Below are 13,787 nucleotides of genomic sequence, written 5' to 3'. Positions count from 1 at the left end.
AAAACTCCCTCCTTTAGTAAAGGGGGGAGTTAAAGCCTCCCTTTGACAAAGGGAGGTTTGGAGGGATTTTGATTATAAAAAAAGCCCGCTCAGTTAAGCGGGCTGTGTCATTTTAGCTGGTCAGTTAATCAGAATTTCAGGGTTGCGAACAGGTCGTCGTGGGTTTCGGCGCGGCGGATAAGTTCCACACTGCCGTCCTCTTTCAGCAGAAGTTCTGCTGAGCGGAGTTTGCCGTTATAGTTAAAGCCCATGGCGTGTCCGTGTGCGCCTGTGTCGTGGATAACCACTATATCGCCTTTCTTGATTTCGGGCAGTTTCCTGTCCACAGCGAATTTGTCGCAGTTTTCGCAAAGCGAACCGACCACATCGTAAACACGGTCGGCGGGTGCAGTCTCTTTGCCCATAACGGTTACATGGTGGTAAGCGCCGTACATTCCGGGGCGCATCAGGTTTGCCATACATGCGTCAACGGCGATGTATTCTTTATAGATGTGTTTTTCATGTACCGCAGTTGTGACAAGATATCCGTAAGGTCCTGTGATGACCCTTCCGCACTCAAGATAGATATAAGGATTAAGACCTTTTGAGCCGAGTATCTTTTCATACTGAACTCTTACCTTTTCGCCGAGTTCTTCAAGGTTGACCTCGTTCTGTTCGGGTTTGTAGGGGATACCGATACCGCCGCCGAGGTTGATGAATTCAAGGTCTATGCCTATTTTTTCGGCTATCTCCGCCGCCATTTCAAAAAGGATTACCGCAGTTTCAACGAAGTAGTCTACGTTCAGCTCGTTTGATGCAACCATTGTGTGCATACCGAAGCGTTTGCATCCTTTCTCTTTCATGATTTTGTAGGCTTCAAACATCTGCTCGCGGGTGAGACCGTATTTAGCCTCTTCCGGCGCGCCGATGATGGAGTTGCCGCCTTTCAAAGGTCCCGGATTGTAGCGGAAGCAGATAATTTCCGGCAGTGTGCCGAGAGATTCTTCCAGATACTGAATATGCGTGAAATCATCGAGGTTGATTATCGCGTTTTGCTCGAAAGCTTTTTTATATTCACTTGCGGGTGTTTCGTTTGATGTGAACATTATCTGTTCGCCGTTGATTTCCGCCATATCGCAAAGCAGAAGCTCCGCCATAGAGCTGCAATCCGCGCCGAAACCCTCTTTTTTCAGCACTTTCATAATGCTGGGGTTGGGCAGCGCCTTAACAGCGAAATATTCCTGAAACTTCGGCGCCCATGAGAAAGCCTTTTTGAGCCTCTTTGCATTTTCAAGTATTGCCTTTTCGTCGTAAATGTGGAAAGGCGTGGGATATTTTTCGATTATTTTTTCAATCTGAGCCTTGGTGAACGGTACTTTTTTTTCTGACATATCACTTTCCAAAGTAAAATTTTTACACCCTAACATACAAAATATGCGAATTCAACGATTATTCAGAATGGTGAGCATATGTTAAAGCTGGTATACTTGAAAATAAAATAATGCGTATTTTCGCATGAATGATACAAAAAAGGTGGAAAAATATTCCGAGATGGTATACTATTGTTTAATACATTTGTTTAAAGGTGTCTAAATTGAAAAAGAATGCAAAACAGAAAATACTTGAAGCCGCTATGAAGGTCTTTGGTGAACAAGGCTTTCGTGCGGCGACCGTTCGTGAAATCTGCAAAAAGGCCGGTGTCAATATAGCGCTGGTTAATTACCATTCAAGAGTAAAAAGCTTCTTTATTTTGAGCTTTTCAACGCTATCTCTTCAGATATCGACAGCCGTTATCCGCTGGAAAAATTTGTGAAGCCAGAAATGACGAAAGAGCAGAAGCTCAGAGGAATGGTTGAGATGCTGGTCAGCCGCTTTTTCGGTCCCGACGGTCTTTCAAGTTCAAAAACAAGGCTTAAACTGGTCAACCGTGAAATGATAGAACCCACTGACGTTATGGAGCAGACTATCATAGAGAAAATGCTGGAATTTCAGAGAGTAGGAAAAGAAGTTTTCTGCGGATTTCTTGGTGAAGACCTCCCTGCTGAAAAGATCCATCTGCTGATTATAAGCTTAGTCGGGCAGTGTGCTTATCCCATGTTTTCTACAGAACTTCTCAGAAAATCAGGACTTATCACGGGACCCATGAACGAATTTTGCAAAGATCTTACTGAACATGTTTATGAATTTACTATCAATGCGCTGGAGAATATGCGGAGCAAATAAGTATGAAAAAAGCGGTTGTCATTGTCATTGCGGCGGTTATAGCTGTTGCTGCTGTTCTGGTATATCTGGGGCGAAACGGCGACGATGATCTTGAAGATATTGTTTTTTCCGGCACTGTTGAAGTTACGGACGTTCTTTTATCTTTCAAGATTTCAGGCAGAGTTACTGACATTCTTTTCAAAGAGGGTGATTCTGTTCCTGCGGGCGTTGTTGTTGCCCGCATGGACGATGCCGACCAGAAGCTGGCAGTCAAAACCGCAGAGGCGAACGTTGCGGTGAGCGATGCTGCTTTGCAGGAGCTTCTTGCGGGAAGCCGCAAACAGGAGATTATGAACGCTCAGGCGGCGGTTGACATGGCAGATGCGGCACTTTTACGCTCAAAGAATGATGCACAGCAGGCAAAGGCGGACAAAGACAGGTTTGAATACCTGTACAGGAACGACGGGCTGAGCAAATATGATTTTGAGCAGTATGATACAAAGTATAAAAAATCAGTGAATACCGTCAGGGAGTCCGAAGCCGCTCTTAAATCCGCGAAAGAGAGCCTCAGTCTTGCCCTTGAGGGAACCCGAAGCGAAACCATAAAAAAAGCATATGCAGCACTTGAGCTTGCAAAGACAGAGCTTCAGACTGCGAAGCAGAATCTTGAATACACAGAACTGAAATCTTCCGTCAGCGGAAAGGTTCTGACGCGTTCCGCTGAACCAGGTGAATTTTTTCAGGCGGGAAGCCCCATACTGGACATTGCAGACCTGAACGATTCATGGGTCAGAGGCTACGTAGGTGAAAAGGATCTGGGCAAGATACATCTCGGCGATATGGTGGAAATACGCTGTGATTCCTATTCGGACAAAGTTTTTAAAGGCAGGATATCCTTTATAGCGGACGAGGCGGAGTTTACGCCAAAATCGGTTCAGACACCGGAAGAACGCGTGAATTTCATGTACAGGATAAAGGTCAGTCTGGACAACAGAGACCAGATGCTTAAAACGGGTATGCCCGTGGACGGGACGATAGTCCTGAGCAAGTGATGAAAAGCGGTGGATATGCCGTCTCTGCGGACGGTATAACAAAGCGCTACGGTTCAGCCGTTGCCGTTGACAACGTATCTCTGAATGTCAATAGCGGCGCAATATACGGTCTGATAGGTCCCGACGGGGCTGGAAAGACCACGATACTTCGCGTTATCGCAGGCATCCTTAAACCCGACAGCGGCGAGGCATTCGTCTGCGGTCATTCATGCGAGCGGGAACAGATCGCTGTCAAAAACTCAATCGCCTACATGAGCCAGAAATTCGGCTTGTATCCGGACATGACGGTTCAGGAAAATATCAGACTTTACGCCGACCTCTATGGTGTTGAAAAACACGGTATGCGGGAGCGCATCGACGAACTTCTCGATTTCAGCTATATGAAACCCTTCAAACACAGACAGGCGGGGAAGCTTTCCGGCGGTATGAAGCAGAAATTACAGCTTATCTGTGCGCTGGTGCATAAGCCGGAGGTACTGCTTCTGGACGAACCCACCAACGGCGTTGACCCTGTCAGCCGCAGGGATTTCTGGCGGATACTTTACGGATTGGTTGCAGATGGAATGACGATTCTCATGAGTACGGCTTATCTGGACGAAGCGGAGCGATGCAGTGTCATCGGGTTGATGCATAAAGGAAAGATAATTGCCGAAGGTTCTCCCGAAGAGGTTGTCAGAAAAAGCGGTATACAGGTCATAAGTGTTAAGGATGGCGGCGACAGAAGCCTTGTGAAAAAGCTGAAAGGGGCAATGGGCGGCGGACGTGTTCACGCATACGGAGACAGGATAAGGGTTTTGACGCATGATATGCAGACGGATACTGATGAATTGAAAAAACTGGCTCCGGAAGCAGTGATAGAGCCAGACAGAGCGATGCTTGAGGATATCTTCATGAGCATTGGCGAATCTGCCGATGCTGATGAAAATATCCTTTCGCTGATAGCAGAGGGCGCCGGCGGAAAGAGTGGAACTGCACTTGAAGTTCGCGGGCTTACGAAACGGTTCGGCGACTTTACTGCAGTAAACAACATAAGCCTGACAGTGCCTTACGGCGAAATATTCGGATTCTTAGGTCCCAACGGCGCTGGAAAAAGCACGACAATAAAAATGCTTTGCGGACTGCTCCCAGCCACATCCGGCGAAGGGGTCGTTGGCGGCGTGGACATAGTACATAAACCTGAGACCATAAAGTCGAAAATCGGGTACATGAGCCAGAAGTTTTCGCTTTACGAAGACCTTAGGGTATATGAGAACATAGATTTCTACGGCGGGATATACGGGCTGACGGGAGCGGAACTTGCGCAGAGAAGGGACTGGTCGCTGAAACTTGCAGGACTTGAGGACAGAAAGAATCTTATGACCTCGGAGCTTGTGGGCGGCTGGCGGCAGAGGCTTGCCCTTGCGTGCGCCATCCTGCATAAACCTTCAATCGTGTTTTTGGACGAACCCACCAGCGGTGCCGATCCTGCCAGCAGAAGACTTTTCTGGGCAATTATAAACGAACTTGCGGCAAGCGGTGTCACGGTGTTTGTCAGCACTCACTATATGGAGGAGGCGGAATACTGCGACAGACTGGCGCTGATATTCCGCGGAGATATGATAGCAATGGGTAAGCCCTCCGAGCTTAAAACATCGCAGATGCAGGACAGGATAATCGAGGTGCTTGTAAAAGACCCTTTCTCCCACATGGATGGGCTGGGGAAGCTGGATTCCGTTCTGGACGTTTCGCTTTTCGGAGCGGGGCTTCATGTGAGAACTAAGGATACGGCTGAAACTGCAATAAAAGAATATTTTGCGGAGAAGGGCATACGCGCGGAAGTGAACGCAATTGAGGCAACCATGGAGGACGTTTTCGTTTCCATGATAGAGAGAGCCGACGGGGGTGAAAAATGATATTCAGTCCCAGACGTCTGAAAGCAATGGTGATAAAAGAGTTTATACATATTTTTCGTGACTGGCGCAGTCTTTTTCTTGCGATAGCCATTCCCGTCATGCTGATATTGCTTTTCGGCTATGCGCTGAACACCGATCTGAAAAATATCCCGACGGCTGTTGCCGACCTGTCCGATACTCCTCAGAGCAGGGAGCTTGTGAGTCTCTTCGACGGCTCAGCATATTTTAACGTTTCGTCCCGCGCAGAGGGTTTTGACGATATGCAGAGGCTGATGCGCGAAAAAAAGGCACTTGTCGGCATAATCATTAAAAGAGATTTTGCTGAAAAACTGCTCAAGGGTGAACATACAGAAGTACAGGTGCTTGTGGACGGCAGCGACGCGAACGTGGGGCGCACGGCGCTGAACTACGTTCAGGCGCTTTCCACTATATATAATATCAAACTTTCAGCACAGGCTTTGCGGACGGACGGCATGAATGTAAACGTTCTGCCGCGCGCCTGGTACAATCAGGGCATGGTCAGCACCTACATGATAGTTCCCGGTATCCTTGCCATCGTCATGGCTGTTATTGCGGCTATGCTGGCGAGTGTCACCGTTGCCCGCGAATGGGAGACAGGCACGATGGAACAGCTTATAAGTACGCCTGTGACGCGGCTGGAGCTGACATTCGGCAAATTCATACCGCTGTACTGCATCGGGCTGGCGGATATCATAACTGCCATATGGCTGGGACGGCTGGTATTCGGGGTTCCTATGCGCGGCAATCCTGCGCTTTTGTTCTTTGTCGCCACGCTGTTTCTGACAGGTGTGCTGTTCTTCGGACTTCTGCTCAGCATAAATCTGAAAAAACAGGTGCTTGCCAACCAGATAGCGCTTATAACAGGATTTCTGCCCACGATGATACTCAGCGGTTTTGTGTTCACCATAGCGAACATGCCGATGCCAATACAGCTTCTTACATACATCTTTCCCGCCAGATATTTCGTGTCGATGCTGAAAAGCATCTACCTGAAAGGGGTGGGACTTGAGATAATCTACGCGAATTTTCTGTTCCTTTGCGTGTATACTCTGATAATGGTTGTTGCGGCTAATAAGCGGCTGAAACTGAGGCTGAACTGATGATAACGAAACTGAAGGCGATGCTCCTTAAGGAACTGAAACAGATGCTTCGCGATCCTAAAATGCGGACAATAGTTTTTGTGATGCCGCTGCTTCAGCTTCTGGTTTTTTCGTTCGCTCTTACCATGGACGTTAAAAATATAGGTATTGCCGTTCTGGACTATGACAATTCGCCCCAGAGCAGGGCGATAACCGACAGTTTTGCTGCCAGCGGATATTTCAGGATACAGTACAGAGTGACGGGTCCTGATGAAGTGAAAAGACTGCTGGACAGGGGCGACGTGCGCGGAGCAGTGGTTTTTCCGAAAGGATTTGAAAAAGACGTTCTTTCGGGGCGGAGCGCTTCTGTTCAGGTTATAGCAGACGGGACAATGAGCAACGACGCGGGCATAATAATGAATTACGCATCCGGCGTTATCAGCACCTATGCGGCGAAAAACAGTGTCAATGTTACGGAAACTGTTTCCTTTCAGCATCGGAATCTTTTCAATGCGAACCTGCTGAGCAAGTTTTACTATGTTCCGGGGCTTATCACACTTATGATGATGGTTTCGGGCATGCTTCTGACAAGTATAGCGATTGTCAGGGAGAAGGAGATAGGTACAATTGAGCAGGTGATGGTGACGCCCATAAGCCGTACGGAGTTTATAATTGGTAAGACGGTTCCGTTCATGCTGACGGGGCTTATTACCACCACGATGATGTTTGTGCTGGCATATTTTATATTCGGCATAACCGTTAAGGGCAGTATTTTTCTGCTTTTTGCAGTTGTGGTGATGAGTATTATCACCTATCTGGGGCTTGCGCTTCTTGTGAGTGTATCGTCCAGAACCCAGCAGCAGGCGCTTTTGACATCTTTTTTTCTGATGATGCCCAGCGCACTTCTGAGCGGATATATATTTCCGGTGTCGAATATGCCCGAACCTGTGCAGTATTTCACCTGTCTTGTTCCCATGCGCTGGAGTCTTGAGGGTATCATTGGCGTCGTGATAAAAGGCGCAACGGCGGCGGAACTTTCAAAACAGCTTATATGGCTTTGCATACATGCGATCTTTTTTATGGTTTTCGCATCAATGAAGTTTAAAAAAACACTGGAGTGATATGAAAAAACTGTTCGTTTACGGAACGCTTATGTCGGGGCTGGACAAAGAGGGCAAAATGAACGGCGCGGAGCTTATCTGTGCAGACTGTCACACGTCCCACGAGCTTAGCATGTATATTTACGAAGGCTATCCGTTTGTTTTTGAGGGGAGGAACAGATATTGCATCAAAGGTGAGCTTTACGAAGTGCCTGATGATGTGCTTAAATGTCTGGACGAGTACGAAGGCGATTTTTATTTCCGCAAGATGGCGGAGGTTGAGTGCGGTGATTCTGTTGTCACGGCATTCATGTATTTCGGCAGAGGACACTTTTTCGGGATGAAAGAGGTCATCGGCGGCGACTATAGAAAATTTGCGGGTGAACAATGAGAAACAATTCAGCGCTTGTTGTATTTTCAGGCGGACAGGACAGCACAACCTGTCTCGGCTGGGCTTTAAAAAGATTTGAAAAGGTACATACCATAACTTTCGGCTACGGACAGAACCACTCGATTGAGCTGGTTCAGGCGGAAAAGATAGCCGAAAAGATGGGTGTAAGCCATAAAATGGTTGATATATCGTTTTTCGCAGGGCTGGTGGATTCGGCACTGACAACAAAAGGTGCAGACGTTTCCGAGCGCCACCCAAGACTTAAAAAACTTCCAGCGTCATACGTTCCCAACCGTAACGCGCTTTTTCTGACCCTTTCCCATGCCTATGCACAACTTAAAGGGTGCGACAACCTTGTGGCTGGGGTTTGCGAAACGGATTATTCAGGTTATCCCGACTGCCGCATGGTGTTTGTTCAGGCTCAGGAGAGGGCGCTTAACCTCGGAAGCGATACGGAGCTTATCATACATACCCCGCTGATGTATCTTAACAAGGCGGAGACCTTTAAGCTGGCGAAAGACTGCGGTGTTTTGGACATAGTTCTTGAGGACAGCCACACATGCTATCAGGGCGACAGAAGCGTAAAACACGACTGGGGATACGGCTGCGGCGAATGTCCCGCATGTAAACTGCGGTCGAAAGGTTATGAGGATTATTTAAAACTCTAAAGCATTTGAGAAAATAGCTGTACTCCTCGCGAAGACGGGCTTTCTATTAGTCTTTGCGAACCCCTTTAGGGGGTGAAGCAATCTCTCATCTTCTGACGTTCTCTATCAGAACGCGGAGACTGGAAAGAAACTGTGCGAAATTCTTTGAATCCACAAGCACGGAGGATGCATCCGGCTGGTTGAAGGTTTTTGCTATCTCTGCAAAAAGATTCAGAAGCAGGGCGTTTTCGCTTTCAGGCACCAGTATGACTATTATCACCTGCGCGAATGTGCCGTCGGACGAGTCGAAATTTATGCCGCCGCGTGATATGCCGACGGCTATCACCGGATGTTTAAGCCCCTTTACTCTTGCATGGGGGACTGCTACCCCGTTTGAAAGTCCTGTGGGCATAAGCTTTTCGCGCTCTATCAGCGTCTCTTTTATCACGTTCACGTCAAGTCCCGTTCTGCGGAACAGGACGCTCATCTCTTCAATGACCTCTATGGGGGTACGCGCCGAAACGTTGCTGATGAAATATTTATCCGAGAGATAGGAAACGAACCTTCTGCCGGGTTTGAGTTGTAGCACCCGTTTGATCACGGGACCGCAGAAAAGCGACGTTGCGAGCGCCATCACCAGAAGTGAGACGAAGAGCCTTTCGTCTATAACGCCCATCTGCAACGCAAGCAGTGCAAGGATTATCTCCATTGCGCCACGCGCGTTCAGCGCAACGCCTATGGCTATTGATTCCCTGTTTGAGAGTCCGCTCAGTTTTGCGGTTATTCCGCTTCCGAATATCTTGCCTGCAAAAGCTATGGCTATGATTATCATTGTGAGAGCGAAATCAAAGTGTGCGGTGATGTCCACCTTGAGACCGATGCTGGCGAAGAACAGCGGCGCAAACACAAATGAAACAAGCTGTGTGATTGTCTTTTTAGTGTGCTCCGAAAGGTGTTTGCTGTCGCCCAGTGCGACACCTGCGAGAAATGACCCGAATATGGCGTGTATGCCTATCGCTTCCGCGGCAGCGGCACTTAAAAACGTAACGACCAGAACGAAGCCAAGCGTTCCCGCAGGCCAGCTCAGGTATGCCTGAACCCATGTCAGCGCTTTATCCATTATCTTCCGACCGATGGTGAGCATTAGGACAGAGAAGAGTATAGTCATAACCAGTGTGGCGACAATACCTGATGCTCCGGTATGACCTATGCCGAACAGAGCAAGGATCACCGCGAACACGAGCCAGCCGATAAGGTCGTTCAGAACGGCAGCGGCTATGGTTATCATCCCCAGCTCGCTTCTGTACAGGTTGAGATCCATAAGGGTTCTTGCGATCACTGGCAGTGCGGATATCGACATAGCCGTAGCTATGAAAAGCGCAAAGATGGTGTCGTAATGCCCTGCGGCGGCTCCGAATTGCTCAGGAAACATGTATGCCGCGCCGAATCCGGCTATGAAGGGTACTATGAGACCGCCTATGCCTGTTACGGCGGCGATGCGTCTTGCTTTTATGATGGCGGCGAACTCAACCTCCATCCCAGCCACAAGAAGGAATAATGCAATTGAAACAGAGGTGATGCCCTCTATCATGGAGGCAGTGTGACCCTCTGCGGGAAACATCCAGTGGAGCATGTCGGGTGAGATATAGCCGAATACGGTTGGACCTAGCACAAGCCCCGCGATGATCTCGCCAAGAACGGCAGGCTGGTTCAGGCGGCGGGCAATCTCGCCGAAGCTCCATGCAAAAAGCAGAAGCACGCCAATTGACAGAAATAATGGTGCGGCGACCTCGGCTGAACCTTCCATCACAACCTCTTTGTAAAAGTTTCAGGATTATGGCGTAATCGGTTTAATTTTGCAACTGATTCTGTTATTCCGCAGGTTTGCGGATGAGTATTTCCACACGTCTGTTCTGTTCGCGGTCGCTGTCGGTTATGTTCGGTACCACAGGCTGATACTGACCGTATGCCACGGCGCTGAACCGTTCAGGATTTAACGCGGGATTTTTCAGTATCTCTTTCATAAAGTTTATGGCACGTTCGGAGGACAGCTCCCAGTTTGATGTGAATCCGCTGCCTTCCGACGGGTTATCATCAGTGTGACCGGCAACCTGTACCTTTTCCTGTGTTTTTTCGAGTATTATGGACAGGTCATAGGCTATCTTCTGCGCCTGCGGTATGAGTTCTGCACTGCCGGACTGGAACAGTGCCACGTCTTTTATGGTAAGCATAAGCCCTTCGTCGGTCATGGATGTGACCATGTAGCCGGGCAGGTTTTCCATTGTTATGTACTGGTTAAGCTTATGCTGTACGGACGAAAGCTCCCCGTTTTTGTTTGGGATAAGCTGTTTCGATACTTCGCCCTGATCGCTCGTCTTTTCATTGTTGTCGGTGGAATGTTTCTGATTGGAAGGCTGTATGGACGCGTCGCCCATCACCCCTTTCTGAGAGGTAAAGATGATGCTGAAAACCTTCTGCATTTCAGCAAGTTTAACCTTGTCCACCTGACTTGTGGCAAAAAGGACTATGAACAGCGCCAGAAGTAGGGTCAGAAGATCGGCATAGGGTATAAGCCACGTTTCGTCGGCGTGTTCCTCATGTTTGGGGCAGCGTTTTTTTCTTGCCATATCATATTTCCGGTATTTTTCTTTCGTGCGCCTGAAGGAACACTGAAAGTTTGTCCTGCATTGTGGATACCGAATCGCCTGCCTGAAGGGACATTATGCCGGCGAAGACTATCTTTTTGAGCTCCGCCTCGTGATGGGACATCCTTTTCAGCTTGTTGCAGAATGGGTGACAGATAACGTAGCCGACAAAGATACCCAGCAGAGTTGCTATGAAAGCCGCTGCAATTGAGTGACCGAGTTTTTCAATGTCGTTCAGGTTGCCCAGAGCCGCAATCAGACCGACAACAGCACCGAGAACGCCCAGTGTCGGGGCATAGCCGCCAGCCTGTGAAAATATGGATGCAAAACCGTGATGGCGCTCCTCCATAAGTGCTATGTCCTGGTCCAGAACTGTTTCGACAAAATCAGGTTCGCGTCCGTCGATGATCATCATTAGCCCCTTTTTTATGAAGGGGTCTTTCATTTCCGCCGCGTGGGATTCAAGGGCAAGCAGCCCGTCGCGTCTGGCAATGGATGCATAATGAAGAAACATCTCCATCACCTCTTCCTCTTTCATTAGTTTCTGTCCAAAGAATATCTTTTTCAGAAGTTTCGGGAAGGCTTTCAGGTCGCGGAGGGGAAATGCGTTGAAAATTGCGGCGGCTGTTCCGCCTATGATTATGAGATATGCCGCCGGAACAAGAAGCGCGTGCATGGCAACGCCCTTCATTACCATACCAACGCCGAGTGTTATGGCAGCAACGATGAGACCGATAATAGTTGAAGGTTCCATCTTTAAATGACCTCAATTGAGATTATGAGATATTTATACACTCGAAAATATAATGTGCAATAGAGATTTTTTATTTTATATAAGTAATATACGCTGTTCTAGCCTTCGTTTTGTGCAGTAAGGTATTCCCAGCGTTCATACTTTTCAAGAATCTGGATATCAAGTTCATCTACAACTTTTTGCAGTTCTGCAAGTCTGGAATAATCAGCTTTTCCACCGTTAAGCTCTTCTGCGGCAGAATCTCTGCGTTTTTCAAGCTCTTCAATGTCCGATTCGATGGTCTCGAATTCTTTTTTCTCTGCATAGGTGAGTTTTTTTTGGCGATTTTTGCTTTTGCGGAGCTTCTGCCTGCTTTTTCGGTTCTTTTTCCTGTTTTTCCTGTGCTTTTGCTTCCATGAATTCGGTGAAACTGCCGTAAAACATGTCGATATTGCCCTGACCGTCGAAGACCATCAGTTTATCGGTCACTCTGTCCATGAAGCATCTGTCGTGGGAGACCACAGCTATACAGCCGTCAAATTCCGCCAGAAAATCTTCAAGAACGGAAAGGGTTTTGATGTCCAGATCGTTTGTGGGTTCGTCCAGAATCAGGAAATTGGGGTTCTGCATCAGGATTATGACAAGATGCAGACGGCGTTTTTCGCCGCCTGACAGTTTTTTTACAGGCGTACTGTGCATCTGCGAGGGAAAAATGAATTTTTCAAGCATCTGTCCCGCACTTATGCTTTTTCCGTTTGGCAGCAGAATATTCTCCTTAACGTCGCGCACAATGTCTATTATACGTTTTTCCGGGTCAAGCTCCCGGCTGTGCTGGTCGAATACAGCAAAGACCGTGTTCACCCCGACAGTTATCTCGCCTTTGTCCGGTTCTTCCTGTCCGGTGATGATGCGCAGAAAGGTACTTTTTCCCGCTCCGTTGGGACCTACAATGCCGAGTTTTTCTTTATGACCGAAAACATATGAGACGGGGTTGATTATGCGTCTGCCGTCGTAGCTCTTTTCGATGTCCTTTATCTCAAGGATAACTCCGCCAAGTCTGCGCCCGCTTATTTCAAGTTCAAGAGCTTCGGGGCGTTTCACGACCTCGCGGTTCTGCATGTCGCTTATGCGGTCAATGCGTGCCTTCTGCTTTGTGGAGCGAGCCTTTGCTCCTCTGCGCAGCCATTTTAGCTCGTTGCGCAGGATGTTCTGTATCCTGTCCTCTTCGCGCGCGGCTGAGTGTTCCATCTCGGTCTTTTTTTCAAGGTAATAGGAGTAATTGCCGGAAAATGTATATATGGTTCCTCTGTCTATCTCAATTATATTATTACATATTTCGTCAAGGAAGTATCTGTCGTGAGTGACCATCAGTATGGATTTTGTCGTGCGTTTGAGAAACGTCTGGAGCCATTGAACCGTTTCGATGTCAAGGTGGTTGGTCGGTTCGTCCAGAACCAGCAGGTTGCCTTCGTCAATAAGTGCCTGTGCCAGTGCAACCTTCTTCAGCATACCGCCGGAAAGGTTTGCCATCTGCATGGCAAGATCGTTTATACCCAGTTCACCGAGGATGGATTTTATCTCCGATTCATACGCCCATGCGTTCAGCCTGTTCAGCTCGCCTATAGCGTCGTCAAGGCGCTTTCTGTAGTCGTCGCTGTCCTGCGGATTTGTGCAGAGACTTTCATACTCTTTCATCAGGTTGACCAGGGTACTGTCGCTTCTGAATATGTGGTCGAGGATAGTGTCGCCCTGTTCAAACTGCGGCAGCTGTGGCAGGTAGTTTATTCTGCACTGCCTGTTCCATGAGATGGTTCCGCTGTCAGGCTGTTCGTCCTTTGCCATCATTTTCAGAAGGGTGGATTTGCCGCATCCGTTTATGCCTATCAGCGCGGTCTTCTGTCCTTCCTCAATTCCGAAGGAGATATTTGTGAAAAGGGTTTTATCCCCCATTGTTTTAGATACTGAATCTACAGATACGAGGTTCATATTTTTCCTTCAAGGTTTTTAAAGATGATAGCAAAGTGGGTGGTGAAAATGGAAGATTCT

Annotated in this window: 14 protein-coding genes; 8 read left to right on the top strand and 6 right to left on the bottom strand. The window is 48.1% G+C overall.

Annotated elements, in window-relative coordinates:
• Positions 1-128: 128 nt before the first annotated feature.
• Positions 129-1,370, bottom strand: coding sequence for a diaminopimelate decarboxylase (gene lysA, locus LRY47_RS08125; protein ID WP_295224070.1), 1,242 nt, complete (start codon positions 1,368-1,370; stop codon positions 129-131).
• A gap of 203 nt (positions 1,371-1,573) precedes the next feature.
• On the opposite strand from lysA, the gene LRY47_RS08120 reads away from it, so the two are divergent.
• Genes LRY47_RS08120 through queC form a run of 8 tightly spaced genes read left to right on the top strand, consistent with a single transcriptional unit; the run spans position 1,574 to position 8,384 of the window.
• Positions 1,574-1,792, top strand: coding sequence for a helix-turn-helix domain-containing protein (locus tag LRY47_RS08120; protein WP_295224068.1), 219 nt, complete (start codon positions 1,574-1,576; stop codon positions 1,790-1,792).
• Positions 1,789-2,202 (top strand): CerR family C-terminal domain-containing protein, encoded by a 414-nt coding sequence (locus LRY47_RS08115; RefSeq protein WP_295224066.1) that lies wholly within the window; start codon positions 1,789-1,791, stop codon positions 2,200-2,202. The genes LRY47_RS08120 and LRY47_RS08115 overlap by 4 nt, the downstream gene beginning before the upstream one ends.
• Positions 2,203-2,204: 2 nt before the next feature.
• Positions 2,205-3,233 (top strand): efflux RND transporter periplasmic adaptor subunit, encoded by a 1,029-nt coding sequence (locus LRY47_RS08110; RefSeq protein WP_295224064.1) that lies wholly within the window; start codon positions 2,205-2,207, stop codon positions 3,231-3,233.
• On the top strand, positions 3,233-5,125 hold the full coding sequence (locus LRY47_RS08105; RefSeq protein WP_295224061.1) for an ATP-binding cassette domain-containing protein: 1,893 nt from the start codon (positions 3,233-3,235) through the stop codon (positions 5,123-5,125). The genes LRY47_RS08110 and LRY47_RS08105 overlap by 1 nt, the downstream gene beginning before the upstream one ends.
• Positions 5,122-6,246 (top strand): ABC transporter permease, encoded by a 1,125-nt coding sequence (locus tag LRY47_RS08100; RefSeq protein WP_295224058.1) that lies wholly within the window; start codon positions 5,122-5,124, stop codon positions 6,244-6,246. The genes LRY47_RS08105 and LRY47_RS08100 overlap by 4 nt, the downstream gene beginning before the upstream one ends.
• On the top strand, positions 6,246-7,346 hold the full coding sequence (locus LRY47_RS08095; protein WP_295224056.1) for an ABC transporter permease: 1,101 nt from the start codon (positions 6,246-6,248) through the stop codon (positions 7,344-7,346). The genes LRY47_RS08100 and LRY47_RS08095 overlap by 1 nt, the downstream gene beginning before the upstream one ends.
• 1 nt (position 7,347) lies before the next feature.
• On the top strand, positions 7,348-7,716 hold the full coding sequence (locus LRY47_RS08090; RefSeq protein WP_295224054.1) for a gamma-glutamylcyclotransferase family protein: 369 nt from the start codon (positions 7,348-7,350) through the stop codon (positions 7,714-7,716).
• Positions 7,713-8,384, top strand: coding sequence for a 7-cyano-7-deazaguanine synthase QueC (gene queC / locus LRY47_RS08085; protein WP_295224051.1), 672 nt, complete (start codon positions 7,713-7,715; stop codon positions 8,382-8,384). The genes LRY47_RS08090 and queC overlap by 4 nt, the downstream gene beginning before the upstream one ends.
• 85 nt (positions 8,385-8,469) lie before the next feature.
• Here queC and LRY47_RS08080 read toward each other — a convergent pair whose 3' ends face one another.
• The 5 genes from LRY47_RS08080 to LRY47_RS08065 form a co-directional block, all read right to left on the bottom strand.
• Positions 8,470-10,170, bottom strand: a complete 1,701-nt coding sequence (locus tag LRY47_RS08080; RefSeq protein ID WP_295224049.1) for a cation:proton antiporter — start codon at positions 10,168-10,170, stop codon at positions 8,470-8,472.
• A gap of 64 nt (positions 10,171-10,234) precedes the next feature.
• The gene (locus tag LRY47_RS08075) at positions 10,235-10,990 is read right to left on the bottom strand and encodes a flagellar motor protein MotB (RefSeq protein WP_295224046.1); all 756 of its coding nucleotides are present in this window, start codon (positions 10,988-10,990) and stop codon (positions 10,235-10,237) included.
• Position 10,991: 1 nt separating this feature from the next.
• A complete protein-coding gene (motA, locus tag LRY47_RS08070) occupies positions 10,992-11,762 on the bottom strand; it encodes a flagellar motor stator protein MotA (protein ID WP_295224044.1) in 771 nt (256 codons plus the stop codon).
• 98 nt (positions 11,763-11,860) lie between these two features.
• A complete protein-coding gene (locus LRY47_RS14165) occupies positions 11,861-12,028 on the bottom strand; it encodes a hypothetical protein (RefSeq protein WP_366043484.1) in 168 nt (55 codons plus the stop codon).
• On the bottom strand, positions 12,024-13,727 hold the full coding sequence (locus LRY47_RS08065) for an ABC-F family ATP-binding cassette domain-containing protein (protein WP_295224042.1): 1,704 nt from the start codon (positions 13,725-13,727) through the stop codon (positions 12,024-12,026). The genes LRY47_RS14165 and LRY47_RS08065 overlap by 5 nt, the downstream gene beginning before the upstream one ends.
• Positions 13,728-13,787: the final 60 nt, after the last annotated feature.

This window comes from Seleniivibrio sp. (assembly GCF_021209385.1).
GTDB lineage: Bacteria > Chrysiogenota > Deferribacteres > Deferribacterales > Geovibrionaceae > Seleniivibrio.
This window is presented reverse-complemented; position numbering and strand designations above follow the sequence as displayed.